Raw genomic sequence first — 13,830 nt, forward strand, 5'->3', positions numbered from 1 at the left:
CGCCGCGCCCGTGCGCGGCGGTTCTTTCTTGTGTGTGACGCCGCGGCGGATTGCGGACGGGGCACGGGCTTTCACCGTCTTGTGAAAGATTGTTGCGCGGTGATAATGCGGGCGCAACACACGGACGAGAGGGGATGGGCTCGGTGAGAATAGGCGCGCTGAAAGAGACTTTCGACGGTGAGGCGCGGGTTGCCGTCACACCGTCCTCGGCCGGGCATCTGCGGAAGCTCGGGCATGATGTTCATGTCGAATCGGGGGCAGGGGCCCGCGCGGGTTTCTCGGATGCCGCTTATGAACGGGCAGGCGTGACGGTTCATCCGACCGCCGCCGCGCTGGTCGGCGCGGTCGATGTGGTCGCCAAGGTGCGCCCGCCGTCCGAGGAGGAACTGGGCATGATGCGCGAGGGGCAGACGCTCATCTCGTTCTTCTATCCCGGCCAGAATGCCGAGCTGCTGGAACGCGCCCGCGACCTTGGCGTGAACGCCATTGCCATGGACATGGTCCCCCGGATCAGCCGCGCGCAGAAGATGGACGCGCTGTCCTCGATGGCCAACATCGCGGGCTACCGCGCGGTGATCGAGGCCGCCAACAACTTCGGCCGCTTCTTCACCGGGCAGGTGACGGCCGCGGGCAAGGTGCCGCCCGCCAAGGTGCTGGTCGTGGGCGCGGGCGTCGCCGGGCTTGCCGCCATCGGCGCGGCCACCAGCCTCGGCGCGCAGGTCTATGCCTTCGACGTCCGCCCCGAGGTGGCCGAGCAGATCGAATCCATGGGGGCAGAGTTCGTTTACCTCGACTTCGCCGACCAGGTGCAGGACGGCGCAACCACCGGCGGCTATGCCGCGCCCTCAAGCCCCGAATTCTTGGCCAAGCAGTTGGAAAAGTTCCGCGCGCTTGCGCCCGAGATGGACATCGTCATAACCACGGCGCTGATCCCGGGCCGCCCGGCGCCCAAGCTGTGGACCGAGGACATGGTCCGCATGATGAAGCCCGGCTCGGTCATCGTGGACCTTGCGGCCGAACGCGGCGGCAACTGCGACCTGACCGTGCCCGACGAGAAGATCGTGACCGAGAACGGCGTCACGATCATCGGCTACACCGACTTCCCCTCGCGCATGGGGGCGCAGGCCTCCGAGCTTTACGGCAACAACGTCCGCCACATGCTGACCGACCTGACGCCCGCCAAGGACGGCACGCTGGTCCACAACATGGAGGATGACGTGATCCGCGGCGCGACGGTGACGCGCGAACGCGACATCACCTGGCCGCCGCCGCCGCCCAAGGTGCAGGCCATCGCCGTGCAGAAGCCGCGCGAGAAGGCCAAGGAGCCGACGCCGGAAGAACGACGCGCCGCCGAGGCGCTGGCCTTCCGCCGCCAGACCCGCAGCCAGATCGGGATGCTGGTCACGGGCGGCGCGGTCATGCTGCTGGTCGGGCTGTTCGCCCCGGCCTCGTTCCTGCAGCATTTCATCGTCTTCGTGCTGTCTGTCTTCATCGGCTTCCAGGTCATCTGGAACGTCGCCCATTCGCTGCACACGCCGCTGATGGCGATCACCAACGCGATCTCGTCGATCGTGATCCTCGGCGCGCTGCTGCAGATCGGCTCGGGGTCCGGGCTGATCGTCATCCTCGCGGCGCTGGCCGTGCTGATGACGGCCGTCAACATCTTCGGCGGCTTCCTGGTCACGCGCCGGATGCTCGCCATGTTCCAGAAGTCGTAAGGGGGCGTCGATGGAGACCACCGTGATCACCACTTCGACCGCAACCGGCATGGACCCGGTCGTGGCGCCCGCCTCGATGATCGAGGCATTGCCGGCCTACGGCTTCACCAGCGCGGCCTATGTCGTGGCCGCCGTCCTGTTCATTCTCGCGCTGGGCGGGCTTTCCGGGCAGGAAAGCGCCAAGCGCGCCATCTGGTACGGCATCATCGGCATGGGGCTGGCCGTGCTGGCCACGCTGTTCGGCCCCGGCTGGGACAACTGGTGGCTGTCGATCCTGATGATCGCCCTCGGCGGCGTCGGCGGCTACGTGCTGGCCACCCGCGTCCAGATGACCGAGATGCCGCAGTTGATCGCCGCGATGCACAGCCTCGTCGGCCTTGCCGCCGTCCTGATCGGGGTGAACGCGCAGCTTGAACTGGGCCGTGTCGTTGCCGCCCGGCTGAACGGCCTGACCGACGTGTTCCAGGGCTTCGCCGCCGTGCTGGCCCACAAGTCCCCGGCCGAGATCGCCATGCTCAAGGTCGAGGTCGCGCTGGGCATCTTCATCGGTGCCGTGACCTTCACCGGCTCGATCGTGGCCTATGGCAAGCTGGCAGGGAAGATCGACGGCAAGCCGAAGAAGCTGCCGGGCGGCCACATGCTGAACCTGAGCGCCGCGATCCTGTCGCTGCTGCTGCTGATCCTCTACGTCGCGGGCTGGGGGCCGGCGATGCTGTGGCTGATCCTGCTGGCGATCGTCGCGGGCTTCATCGGCTGGCACCTCATCATGGGGATCGGCGGGGCCGACATGCCGGTCGTGGTGTCGATGCTGAACAGCTACTCGGGCTGGGCCGCGGCGATGATCGGCTTCACGCTGTCGAACGACCTCCTGATCGTGGTCGGCGCGCTGGTCGGCTCGTCCGGTGCGATCCTGTCCTACATCATGTGCAAGGCGATGAACCGCAGCTTCATCAGCGTGATCCTCGGCGGCTTCGGCGGCGAGACGGGCCCCGCGATGGAGATCGAGGGCGAGCAGATCGCCATCGACGCCGAAAGCGTGGCGGCGGCCCTGAACGAGGCCGACAGCGTCATCATCGTCCCGGGCTACGGCATGGCCGTGGCGCAGGCGCAGCAGTCGGTGTCCGAACTGACCCGCAAGCTGCGGGCTGCCGGGAAAGAGGTGCGCTTCGCCATCCACCCCGTCGCCGGCCGCCTGCCGGGCCACATGAACGTGCTGCTGGCCGAGGCGAGGGTGCCCTATGACATCGTTCTGGAAATGGACGAGATCAACGAGGACTTCCCCTCGACCGACGTGGTGATCGTCATCGGCTCGAACGACATTGTGAACCCGGCCGCGCAGGAGGACCCCAACAGCCCCATTGCCGGGATGCCGGTGCTGGAGGTCTGGAAGGCCAAGCAGGTGTTCGTGTCCAAGCGCGGTCAGGGCACGGGCTATTCGGGCATCGAGAACCCGCTGTTCTACAAGGAGAACACGCGCATGTTCTACGGCGACGCCAAGAAGTCGCTGGACGCGCTGCTGCCGATGATCGACTGATCGCAGAGCCTGAAACGAAAGAACCCCCCGCCATCGTGCGGGGGTTTTCCATTTTCGCTGAAGGGGCTGTGCAGGGCAGAGCCGTTGCTTGGCGAGTGACCGCGCCGACGTCTTTTCGATAGACCCGCCCTACGGATTGATCAGGATCGGCGTTCCGTCGCGGACCATGGCATAGATGTCCTCCATCTCGGCGTCGGTCACGGCGATGCAGCCTGCCGTCCAGTCCCGCTTCACTGGTGCGAGCGCCTTTCCCTCGGGACCCTGCCCGTGGATGAAGATGTCGCCGCCGGGATGCTTGCCCTGCATCAGCGCAAAGCCGCTGTCCTGGGGGTTGGGATAGGAAACCCCGATGGACAGGTGATAGCGGCTGTCCGGGTTCCGCCGGTCGATATGGTAAAGCCCTTCGGGCGTCTTGCCGTCGCCCGAGAACTGCTTGTGACCGATGGGCTCGTTCCCAAGGCCGATGTTGTAGCCACCGATCAGGTTCGACCCGCTCAGGAACAGCATCTGCCGGGCCGACTTGTTCACCACGATCTGCGTGACCGGAGGCCCGTTGTAGGTCTTGAACTTGCTGGGCGCGCAAGAGGCGGCCAGCGCCACAAGCAGCGCGGCCACCGACAATCGAAGGGTGCGTTTCATCGTCTGTCCCGTCGTTTTGCGTCCACCCTGCCGGAAGCACCGGGTCCGCGCAACGGCGGGGCCGATCACGAACGCCTCATCGCCGCGCAAGGGACGGCTTGCGCCCGGCGCTTCTTTGCGGCTTTCGTCACCCCATGACCGAACCCGCCGCCATGCCCCGGACCACCCCGCAGCAGCTGGACCACCCGCTGCGCTACGAGATGGTGAACGAACTGCACGCCCGCCCCTCGCCGCGGCTGGCGGTGCCCTGCACGGCGGTCTATCTGGCCTTCAAGGAGCCTTGGGACGCCGCCAACCGCGACCGCAGCGTCGACATCGCGCATCTGGCCGAACTGGTCATGCGGCATGGCGCCCCGGCGCCCCAAGACGACGCCGGCCACTATGCCGCCCAACTCGGCCGGCACGAACTGCGATGGGAAAGCCATACCGAGTTCGTCAGCTACGCCGGCTTCACCCCCGGCCAGCCGCATCGCCCCTTCGACCCTGCGCTGGCCGAGATGTTCCCCGCCGACTGGCAGGCCCGCGCGCCGGGCCGCCGGGTGGCGGCGGCGATGGTCCATGTCGCGACGATGCCGGACGATCCAGACGCGATCACGCCGCTTCTGTCGTCCTGGTTCGCGACCGACGGGCTGGTCGCGGTGCAGGTGCTGGACGGCACGGCAGTGGTCGCCACCGACTTCCGCATCGACCCGGCGGGCTGGATGCGCTTTGCCGTCTTCGCCGCGCCGGACCTGGGGGCAGGGCGGCTGGGGCGCGTGGTGCAGCGGCTGCTGGAACTGGAAACCTACCGCGCGATGTCGATGCTGGCGCTGCCGCGGGTGCGGGCGCTGAATGCCACCATGAACACGCTGGAAACCCGCCTGACGGCGCTGGTCGAAAGGCTCGGCGACGACACCCGGCCGGCCGAAACGGTGCTGCACGAGTTGCTGACCCTGTCGCTCAAGCTCGAATCGGCGGCGACGCAGCACGGCTTCCGCTTCGGCGCGACGCGGGCCTACGAGGCGATCGTCCATGACCGCATCGCGTCCTTGCGCGAGAAGCGCTTTCAGGGGCGGCAGACGCTGAACGAATTCATGGTGCGCCGCTTCCTGCCCGCGATGCGGACGGTCCAGTCGGCCGAGTTGCGGCTGGACGCGATGGTGGACCGCGCCGCGCGGGCGGGCGAGCTGCTGCGGACCCGCGTCGATGTCCAGCGCAGCGGCCAGAACCAGGCGCTGCTGGAACGCATGGACCGCCGCGCCGACCTGCAACTGCGCCTGCAGCACACGGTCGAGGGGCTGTCGGTCGTCGCGATCAGCTATTACGCCGTGGGCCTTCTGGGCTATGCGGTCTATCCTCTGGCCGAATCCGCGGGGATCGAGCGCAGCATCCTCATCGCGGCGCTGACGCCGCTGGTGGTGCTGACCGTCTGGCTGGGGATGCGGCGAGTAAGGGCGAAGCTGCACGATGCCGCCGGCGACCGTGCCGGCCACGGCGACCTTTGACACGGAGAAGATGATGAAGACCCTGCTTGCCCTATCCGCGCTGCTGGCGCTGGCTGCCTGCGGTGTGCCGCTGGTTCCGTTCATCTGATGGCGGACGGGAACCGACGGCTCGCCATGCTCGGGCTTTCGCATTGCTCGACCTGCCAGAAGGCACAGGCAGCGCTGGAGGAAGCCGGCTGGAGCGTGGACTTCCGCGATGTCAGGGACGCGCCGCTGTCGCAGGACGAACGCGCGCGTCTTGTTTCCGATTTCGGCGACAAGCTCATCAACCGGGCCAGCCTGACTTGGCGCGGGATGTCCGAGGAGGAACGCGCCGAGGACCCAGTCGCGATGCTTCAGGCGCGTCCCTCGGTGATGAAGCGGCCCGCCATCGTCGCCGGGGACCAGCGGTTCCTGGGCTGGACAGCAAGCGTCAAGCGGGCGCTCGGGGTGCCTGCGTGAATCAGACGATATAGCGGTCGCGGCGGTGGTTGATCGCAATGACGAGGTTCAGAACCGCCGCGCCCGACGCTGACCAAAGCACCCGTTCCAGCGGCAGGACCATGAGCGCGACGGCGAACAGCACCGCGTCGAAGCCCATCTGCACCCAGCCCGCCTTGACCCCCAGGCGGTCCTGGAGATCCAGCGCCACGGCCCCGATCCCGCCGAGGCTGGTGCGATGCCGGAACAGCGCCAGCAGCCCCGCGCCCGAGACGAAGCCCGCCAGCAGAGCTGCCGCGCCCGGATGCAGGCTGTCGAAGCTGATGAGCTTCGGCAGCAGCATTGAGGCCGCCACCATCAGCAGCACCGCCGCGATGGTGCGGCGCAGGAATCCAAGTCCCATCCGCCGGTAGCCGAAGCCGTAGAAAGGCAGGCTCAGCACCAGATAGACCGGCCCAAAGCCCCAGCCGGTCGCCTGCGCGATCAGCAGCGCGAGTCCCGCAAGCTGCCCGGTGATCAGCCCCGCGCTGCCCAGCAGCAATGCCCCGAAGGCGGCCATGACCGCGCCGAAGATGATTCCCTGTGCATCCTCGAGCCGGCTGTGCGGATGAGGCTCGGGCAGTGCAGGGCTGTCCGGGGCAATCGGCGTAGCGCTGTTCATGGCGCGGGGATGCCGAAGGCAGATCGCCCTGTCCAGAGGTGCCGTGCGGTTCCTGATGATGCGACTTGTCCGCAGTTCAAGTGTGAGTCCGGCCTTCGGTATCACAGCGGATGGAACTGCTGCCGCGAGGTCTCGACTCGGTTCCCTGCGGTGCAGGCGGGGAGGGACGTCAGCTTTGTGCGAGGGTTTCAGGTGATCTGCATTTCCAGGGTCCCATGCAGCCCCAACCAGAAGTTGGCAACTGTCAGAGGAACGTCGGTGACGGCTGCTGCCCGCTTGACGGCAGTGGAAAGACGATGACTGCTCGACTGCATCAATCGGATCAGAATGCCCTTTGGATCAGGGGAACGCCTGCATTTTCTGCTGTGCAGAGCCCGCAGACAGTGCCGCGCCGACGATGTGGCGGACAGCCTGGCATGGCTCGCCCAGTTGACCACAGGGAACAAGGCTGGTGACGAGCAAGGGGCTATCCGAAAAGTCAAACGAACTTGTCTATCGGATTTATGATGTCGGCAACGAAGGGTGAAGGCCCTGAATGGACCTGTCCTCAAAGGGTTATATCAACCCCGACGGTCCATGCAGCAGGCGTTTGCAGCGCCAGATCTGCCCTTTTGCCGATAAAGGCGGCCCGTCGTGCCCTATCGTGTGGCGCTGGTGTGTTCTGCATCCAGCCGGCTGATCCGGTGGGTCATCAGGTCAAACAGCCTGTCACGGTCCAGATCGCGAATGAAGAGCGCGTTCAGCGCGCGGTCCGTCGCGCCCCACCAGTCGGCGACGGTCATGCCGCGGGTCCAGTGGCCCCCGGTCTCGATCTCGACATTGACGCGACGCCCCGTGAAAAGGCTCGGGTCAATAACCCAGGCGACGGCGCAGGGATCGTGCAGCGGCGCCCCCTCGGCGCTGTATTTCTCGCGGTCGAAGCGTTCGTAGGAGGAGGTCCAGCCGGCGACCGCAGCACCGATCGGGCCGGTTGCGCGCATCGTCTCGATCCAGTCGCGGCTGGTCAGCGCCCTGTGCGTCGCATCCAGCGGCAGGACCACCAGATCGGCGCCCGAGGCAAAGACCTCGGCGGCGGCAAGGGGATCGACGTGGATGTTGAACTCGGCGGCGGGCGTCACGTTGCCGAAGGTGCCGCCGCCCATCAGGACGATGCGCCCGACCCGGCCGGCAATGTCGGGGGCGCGGCGGAGGGCCTCGGCGATGTTCGTCAGCGGCCCGATGGGCACAAGGGTCACGCTGCCCGCAGGCTCTCGCCGGATCGTCTCGACGATGAAATCGGCGGCATGGCCGGGAGCTACCGGCATCGTGGGCTCGGGCAGATCCACACCGGCAAGGCCAGTTTCGCCATGGATATGCTCGGCCGTGATCAGCCGACCCTCCAGCGGCGCCTCGCAGCCGGCATGAACGGGGAGGTCGCGACGGCCGGCAAGCTCGCAGATCTGCAGGGCGTTCCGCAGCGTCAGGGAAAGCGGAACGTTTCCGGCAACGACCGTGAGGCCCAGCACCTCGAGTTCGGGGGCGCCCAGCGCGAGCAGGATCGCCACGGCGTCGTCCTGGCCCGGATCGGTGTCGATGATGATCTTCTGCGTCATGGTCTGCCCCTCACATCACATCCCCGATTGCCCCATCTCGTCGGGGCAGGGAAGGGGCATGATCGCATAAGCGACCGGGGCGCAGGGCGAGCGGACCACCGGAACCACGCGGCTTGATGCCGTGGCCAAGGGGGCAGCAAGCCCTGTTCCCTGAAAACCCTGAGGCGCCATGGAAGGCGGACGGCTCAGGCTCCGACGGCCATCCGCTCGGCCCGCACCGATTCCTGCGGGTCGCGCAGGACATAGCCGCGGCCCCAGACCGTCTCGATGTGGTTCTCGCCGCCCAGCGCTTCGCTGAGCTTCTTGCGCAGCTTGCAGATGAAGACGTCGATGATCTTGAGTTCCGGCTCGTCCATGCCGCCGTAAAGATGGTTCAGGAACATTTCCTTCGTCAGCGTCGTGCCCTTGCGCAGGCTGAGAAGCTCGAGCATCTGGTATTCCTTGCCCGTCAGGTTCACCGCGCGCCCTTCCACCTCGACCGAGCGGGCGTCGATGTTGACGACCATGCGTCCGGTGCGGATGACAGCCTGGCTGTGGCCCTTGGAGCGGCGGATGATGGCCTGGATGCGGGCGACCAGCTCTTCCCGGTGGAAGGGCTTGGTCATGTAGTCGTCGGCGCCGAAGCCGAAGCCGCGCAGCTTGATCTCGGTGTCGTCGGAACCGGTCAGGATCAGGATCGGCGTGTCCACCCGCGACAGGCGGATCTGGCGCAGGACCTCCATCCCGTTCATGTCGGGCAGGTCCAGGTCCAGCAGGATCAGATCGTAGTCATACAGCTTGGCAAGATCCACGCCCTCTTCGCCCATGTCGGTCAGGTAGACGTTGAAATTGGCGTGGCTGAGCATCAGTTCGATGCTGCGCGCGGTGGTCGGATCATCCTCGACCAGCAGAATCCGCATGACTTGGTCTCCCTCGTGTTTCGTGATGTCTCACACTAGGGATCTAATAGTTAAGATCCGGTTAGCGCGCCATCACGAATCAGCCTCAGGTTGAGCGCAGGCGATTTTTGCGGATCGCCTTCACCTTCAGCGCCGCCGGTCCCAAGCACGAGGAGGTGGCGATCCAGCCGTCCAGTTCCTCCTCGCTGAGCCCGTAGCGGGCGATCGCCTCGTCGCGGGTCAGAAGCCCATGGTCAATGGCCTGCACAACCGTCGCCTTGCGCCGGGCAACCCAGCGTTCCGTTCCCGTGGGCAGGTCTGCAAGCGTCAGCACGGTGCCATCCCCCAGGGTCGCTGTCCTGGGACGCGAAGATTTTCGGACGAACATGGCTTGCTTTCCCCGTGGTTGCCGTTTGTCCCTGTGTGTCATCAAGCCGTTAAGTCCTGGTGAATGCGAGCCGGTTGAATCAATCCGCATTCGTCGTATATTCCGGCATTCTGCCAGTTCCCGTCTGAACGGACATTCCCGTGACAGTGCAAGATCCGCGCGGCACCGCGCCCGCCCTGAACAGCCTCGGCTTTGCCCGTCCCCCCGCCGAAACGCGGGTCGTCGTCGCCATGTCGGGCGGCGTCGACAGTTCGGTGGTGGCCGCGCTGCTCAAGTCGGAAGGCTATGACGTGATCGGCGTCACCCTGCAGTTGTATGACCACGGCGCCGCGCTGAAGAAGAAAGGCGCCTGCTGCGCCGGTCAGGACATCCACGACGCCCGTCGCGTGGCGGAACGCATCGGCATCCCGCATTACGTGCTGGATTACGAGAACCGTTTCCGCGAGTCGGTGATCGAGGAATTCGCCGACGCCTATCTGGCGGGGGCGACCCCGGTCCCCTGCATCCGCTGCAACGAGCGGGTGAAGTTCCGCGACCTGCTGGAAACCGCGCGCGAGCTGGACGCCGACTGCATGGCGACCGGCCATTACATCCGCCGCCTGGAAGGCGCGGACGGGGCCGAACTGCACATGGCCGCGGACGGCAACCGCGACCAGAGCTATTTCCTGTTCTCGACCACCCGCGAGCAATTGGAATTCCTGCGCTTTCCGCTGGGCGGCCTTGCAAGCAAGGCAGAGACGCGGGCGTTGGCCGCGCGCTACGGGCTGGTTGTCGCCGACAAGCCGGACAGCCAGGACATCTGCTTCGTGCCCGAAGGCAACTATGCCGCGGTGATCGAGAAGCTGCGCCCCGGCGCCGCCGATCCCGGCGATATCGTGGACATGGAGGGCAACGTGCTGGGGCAGCATCGCGGCGTGATCCACTATACTATCGGCCAGCGCCGCGGCCTCGGCATCGGGGGCTTGGGCGATCCGCTTTATGTGGTGCGGCTGGATCCCGGGGCGCGCCATGTGGTCGTCGGACCGCGTTCGGCGCTGGCGACCCGGACCGTGCCGGTGGCCGAGGTCAACTGGCTGGGCGACGGCGCTTTCACCGATATGGCGGAACGCGAGATCGCCGTCCGCATCCGCTCGACCCGGCCGCCCGCGCCGGCGATGCTGCGCCCCACCGGCCCAACCACGGCCGAGGTCGTTCTTGCCGAGGCCGAGCAGGGCGTCAGCCCCGGACAGGCCTGCGTCTTCTACGAAGCCGGATCGACCCGCGTGCTGGGCGGTGGCTGGATCACCAAAAGGGAGTCACGTCGATGAGCGAGCCGGCCGAAATCGGGATCAGGATGAACAACGGCCAAGAGGCCCGGCTGGCTGACTGGGCCGGCCATGTGGTGCTGGTCGTCAATGTCGCCTCGAAATGCGGTCTGACCCCCCAGTATGAGGGGCTGGAGGCCCTGCATCGCGCGAAAAAGGATCAGGGGCTGGTCATCCTCGGCGTGCCCGCCAACGACTTCAAGCAGCAGGAACCGGGGACTGACGCCGAGATCCTCGATTTCTGCCAGACCCGCTTTGACATCAGCTTTCCGCTGGCCGCCAGGACCTCTGTCGTGGGCGCGGACAAGCACGCGCTTTATGCGCATCTGATCGCCGAGGCGCCGGCTGCGGAAGGCGACGGGCCGTGGCGCACCCGGCTGGAAGGCTTCGGGATTCCCGTGAATCCGGCGCCCGAGGTGCAGTGGAACTTTGAGAAATTCCTGATTGGTCGCGATGGCTCGGTTGTTGGCCGCTTTGCGCCCGACGTCGCGGCGGACGATCCGCGGCTGGTCGCGGCCATCGACCGCGCGCTGGCCAAGCCGGCCTGAGTTCAAGCCACCGCGGCAGCCGCGCTGTCACGGATGCGCTGGACCATGGCCCGCAGGCCGTTCGACCGCTGGGCCGACAGATGCGCGTCAAGGCCGAGCCGCCCAAGCTCGGCCGGGGCATCCACCTTTTCGACCTCATCCACGGGCAGGCCGGAATAAAGCGCGTGCAGCACCGCGATCAGGCCGCGCACGATCAGCGCGTCGCTCTCGCCCTGGAAGTCGAAGCGGCCATCCTGGACCCTCGGCATGATCCAGACCTGGCTCGCACAGCCATCGACCTTGGTGGCGGGGACCTGCAGCGCCGGGTCCATCGGCGGCATGGCACGGCCAAGCTCGATCACGTGGCGGTAGCGGTCTTCCCAACTGTCGAGGAAGTCGAAGGTGTCGGCGATGTCTTCAAAGGCGGGCGTGGCCATGATGGCTCCCTGCGTCTGCTGCGGGCGCGTGATATAGTGCCTTGGACGGTCAAGGTCAAAGCGCCCCCTTCCGGCACCGGCGCCGATGTCCTATCACCGGCGGGACGCAAGCCAAGGGGAAGCCTGTCGATGAACCGCGCATTCTGGCCGATGGCCGCCTGCCTGATGCTCGCCGGCTGCGGCGACAGCAGCCTGAACCCGATGCGCTGGTTCGGAGGAGAGCGCGCGCCCCGCGCCGCCCAGACGCTCGCCCCTGAGGGGGGCTACGATACCCGTAACGACGACCGCCTGCCGATGGGGCAGGTGCTTTCAGCCCGGTGGGAACAGACGCTGGAAGGCCGCCTGCTGGTCGTCACCGCGATGCCGCCGACCAAAGGCTGGTGGAACGTCGAGCTTGTGACGGAAACACCCCGACCGGCGGACAGGGTGCTGCCCGATCCCGACGGCGTGCTGCGGCTGCGACTGGTCGGCGCGCCGCCGCCTGCGGACAGCACGGCCGCTCGGATGCCGGCGCAGCCCGGTTCCGACACGCTGACCATCGCCCTGCCGCTCAGTTCGCCTGTCCTGTCTCGGATGCATTCGGTCGTCGTGGCGGGCGCGGCGAACGCGATCTCGCTGGGGGTCTGAGGCGTCCCCGCCTCAGCGCATCTGGCGCAGATAGGTCCAGGTCGGCACCAGCGCGTTGCGCGCAACCGACCAGCTTTCCGCATCGCCAAGATAGGCAAAGCCCGCATTGGTCAGCACCTTGGCCGAGCCGGGATTATCCTGGAACGCTTCGGCGAACAGGGTGCGCGAGCGATGCGGGTTCGCCGCCACCAGCGCCTGCACGGCTTCGGTCGCCACGCCAGTGTTCCAGAAACCCGAGCCTATCCAGAAGCCGAGCTCGGACCTGTCAGGCTCGATCCGGGTCAGAGAGACGACGCCCAGAAGCTCGCCTAGCCCCGAAGCGGCCGCGTCGATGGCCCAGACATCCTCGGTCCGGTTTGGGGCCGTGGCGCGGGCCACATATTGCTCGGCCGCTCCGGGCGGCAGGGGATGGGGGATTGCCCGCGTCCCCTCAGCCACGCGGCGATCCGCGGTGTAATGCTGGATCAGCCCCGAATCCGAGGTGCGAAGCGGGCGCAATATAAACCGGCCGGCCGGAATCGGGGCCTGGGCGTCCGACTGCGCAAGATCCGGCGTCGCCGTGCCATAGGTCCGGTTGCCGGTCAAAAGTTCGGGCTGATCCATTGCTGCTCCCCCAGTTGGTCGCCGGCTGGGCGGCGAGCCTGAAATGCGAACGGGGACCGGCCGTGCCGATCCCCGTTGCAATGTGCTTGCGCCGATCGGCTTACTCGGCCGCGATGGCCGCGGGTTCGATCGAGATGAAGGTTCGACCCTTCAGGCCCTTGCGGAAGGTGACGGTGCCTTCGGTCAGGGCGAACAGCGTGTGGTCGCGGCCCATGCCGACGTTCTGGCCCGGCCACCACTGGGTGCCGCGCTGACGCACGATGATGTTGCCGGCAAGGGCGGACTGGCCGCCGAACAGCTTGACGCCAAGACGGCGACCGGCAGAATCGCGGCCGTTCCGGGACGAGCCGCCTGCTTTCTTGTGTGCCATGGATCAGTTCTCCTCAGCGGTGGTGGCGGTTTCGGCCGATTTCTCGGCGGCTTCGCCGCTGGTGACGCGGCGGGCCATCTCGGCCTGCTCGGTCTTGTTCAGGGCATAGCGATCGTCACCGGCAACCCGGTTGCGGCCGGCGGCACGGGCGCCCACGGCGGCCTTGACGTCCGACGAGTCCGCGCCGGTTTCCAGCAGCTCGGTCACGCGCAGCAGGGTCAGTTGCTGGCGATGCCCACGGGTGCGCTGCGACGAATGCTTGCGGCGGCGCTTGTGGAAGGTGATGACCTTGTCGGCCTTGATGGTGTCGATGACCTCGGCCACGACGCCCGCGCCGCTGACCAGAGGCGCGCCGATGGTCGAGCCGATCATCAGGATTTCGTCGAACCGGACCTTCTCGCCGGCTTCGGCGGCCAGTTTCTCGACGCGCAGCACATCACCGGGCTGAACCCGGTACTGCTTGCCGCCCGTCTTCAGGACTGCGAACATCGTCTTGTCTTTCCCTTGCCGCGCCCTGTGGCCCCGGTTTCCCGGCGTTCGTCGGGCCTTGCAGGCCCCTGCCTTCGGACAGCGCACCCTTGCGGGGTGGTGTTAAAATGAACAGCCGGCCAAGGGCGCAAGCCCGGCCGGTCGCCGGTATATGGCAAA

Annotated in this window: 15 protein-coding genes and 1 pseudogene; 7 read left to right on the top strand and 9 right to left on the bottom strand. The window is 66.9% G+C overall.

What is annotated here, in order from left to right; genetic code table 11:
* Window positions 1–143: 143 nt before the first annotated feature.
* Together JGR78_RS02600 and JGR78_RS02605 are read left to right on the top strand one after the other, a co-directional pair.
* Window positions 144–1,718, top strand: a complete 1,575-nt coding sequence (locus JGR78_RS02600) for a Re/Si-specific NAD(P)(+) transhydrogenase subunit alpha (RefSeq protein ID WP_182803990.1) — start codon at window positions 144–146, stop codon at window positions 1,716–1,718.
* A gap of 76 nt (window positions 1,719–1,794) precedes the next feature.
* Window positions 1,795–3,252, top strand: coding sequence for an NAD(P)(+) transhydrogenase (Re/Si-specific) subunit beta (locus JGR78_RS02605; protein WP_182804026.1), 1,458 nt, complete (start codon window positions 1,795–1,797; stop codon window positions 3,250–3,252).
* A 129-nt stretch (window positions 3,253–3,381) separates the two neighbouring features.
* On the opposite strand, the gene JGR78_RS02610 is transcribed toward JGR78_RS02605, so the two are convergent.
* Window positions 3,382–3,891, bottom strand: coding sequence for a murein L,D-transpeptidase family protein (locus JGR78_RS02610; protein ID WP_182791375.1), 510 nt, complete (start codon window positions 3,889–3,891; stop codon window positions 3,382–3,384).
* 134 nt (window positions 3,892–4,025) lie between these two features.
* Here JGR78_RS02610 and JGR78_RS02615 point away from each other — a divergent pair, with 134 nt between their 5' ends.
* The gene (locus tag JGR78_RS02615) at window positions 4,026–5,375 is read left to right on the top strand and encodes a DUF3422 family protein (RefSeq protein ID WP_234450831.1); all 1,350 of its coding nucleotides are present in this window, start codon (window positions 4,026–4,028) and stop codon (window positions 5,373–5,375) included.
* A 114-nt stretch (window positions 5,376–5,489) separates the two neighbouring features.
* Window positions 5,490–5,816 carry an arsenate reductase family protein gene (locus tag JGR78_RS02620; protein WP_182791374.1) on the top strand — a complete coding sequence of 109 codons (327 nt, stop codon included), beginning with the start codon at window positions 5,490–5,492 and terminating at the stop codon, window positions 5,814–5,816.
* A 1-nt stretch (window position 5,817) separates the two neighbouring features.
* On the opposite strand, the gene JGR78_RS02625 is transcribed toward JGR78_RS02620, so the two are convergent.
* The 4 genes from JGR78_RS02625 to JGR78_RS02640 form a co-directional block, all read right to left on the bottom strand.
* Window positions 5,818–6,456, bottom strand: a complete 639-nt coding sequence (locus JGR78_RS02625) for a YitT family protein (protein WP_234450832.1) — start codon at window positions 6,454–6,456, stop codon at window positions 5,818–5,820.
* A gap of 638 nt (window positions 6,457–7,094) precedes the next feature.
* Window positions 7,095–8,048, bottom strand: coding sequence for a nucleoside hydrolase (locus JGR78_RS02630; RefSeq protein WP_182791373.1), 954 nt, complete (start codon window positions 8,046–8,048; stop codon window positions 7,095–7,097).
* A gap of 185 nt (window positions 8,049–8,233) precedes the next feature.
* Window positions 8,234–8,947, bottom strand: coding sequence for a response regulator transcription factor CtrA (ctrA, locus tag JGR78_RS02635; RefSeq protein ID WP_182803992.1), 714 nt, complete (start codon window positions 8,945–8,947; stop codon window positions 8,234–8,236).
* A gap of 85 nt (window positions 8,948–9,032) precedes the next feature.
* A complete protein-coding gene (locus JGR78_RS02640) occupies window positions 9,033–9,356 on the bottom strand; it encodes a DUF1153 domain-containing protein (RefSeq protein WP_370576528.1) in 324 nt (107 codons plus the stop codon).
* Between the two features lie 98 nt (window positions 9,357–9,454).
* Here JGR78_RS02640 and mnmA point away from each other — a divergent pair, with 98 nt between their 5' ends.
* Window positions 9,455–10,621 (top strand): tRNA 2-thiouridine(34) synthase MnmA, encoded by a 1,167-nt coding sequence (gene mnmA / locus JGR78_RS02645; RefSeq protein WP_234450833.1) that lies wholly within the window; start codon window positions 9,455–9,457, stop codon window positions 10,619–10,621.
* Window positions 10,618–11,166 carry a glutathione peroxidase gene (locus JGR78_RS02650; RefSeq protein WP_182791370.1) on the top strand — a complete coding sequence of 183 codons (549 nt, stop codon included), beginning with the start codon at window positions 10,618–10,620 and terminating at the stop codon, window positions 11,164–11,166. The genes mnmA and JGR78_RS02650 overlap by 4 nt, the downstream gene beginning before the upstream one ends.
* A 2-nt stretch (window positions 11,167–11,168) precedes the next feature.
* Here JGR78_RS02650 and JGR78_RS02655 read toward each other — a convergent pair whose 3' ends face one another.
* Window positions 11,169–11,582, bottom strand: coding sequence for a SufE family protein (locus JGR78_RS02655; protein ID WP_182791369.1), 414 nt, complete (start codon window positions 11,580–11,582; stop codon window positions 11,169–11,171).
* Window positions 11,583–11,711: 129 nt separating this feature from the next.
* On the opposite strand from JGR78_RS02655, the gene JGR78_RS02660 reads away from it, so the two are divergent.
* The gene (locus JGR78_RS02660; RefSeq protein ID WP_234450834.1) at window positions 11,712–12,209 is read left to right on the top strand and encodes a hypothetical protein; all 498 of its coding nucleotides are present in this window, start codon (window positions 11,712–11,714) and stop codon (window positions 12,207–12,209) included.
* A 12-nt stretch (window positions 12,210–12,221) separates the two neighbouring features.
* Here the strand turns inward: JGR78_RS02660 and JGR78_RS02665 are convergent, their stop codons facing one another.
* From JGR78_RS02665 to rplU, 3 genes and pseudogenes are all read right to left on the bottom strand, one after another.
* Window positions 12,222–12,812 (bottom strand): GNAT family N-acetyltransferase, encoded by a 591-nt coding sequence (locus JGR78_RS02665; RefSeq protein ID WP_182791368.1) that lies wholly within the window; start codon window positions 12,810–12,812, stop codon window positions 12,222–12,224.
* Between the two features lie 100 nt (window positions 12,813–12,912).
* Window positions 12,913–13,182: a 50S ribosomal protein L27 gene (rpmA, locus tag JGR78_RS02670; RefSeq protein WP_182791367.1), complete on the bottom strand. Its 270-nt coding sequence runs from the start codon at window positions 13,180–13,182 to the stop codon at window positions 12,913–12,915.
* 143 nt (window positions 13,183–13,325) lie between these two features.
* A pseudogene (gene rplU, locus JGR78_RS02675) lies at window positions 13,326–13,671 on the bottom strand (50S ribosomal protein L21); the annotation flags it as partial.
* Between the last annotated feature and the right edge of the window lie 159 nt (window positions 13,672–13,830).

The sequence above is a fragment of the Paracoccus sp. MC1862 genome, assembly GCF_016617715.1.
Lineage (GTDB): Bacteria > Pseudomonadota > Alphaproteobacteria > Rhodobacterales > Rhodobacteraceae > Paracoccus.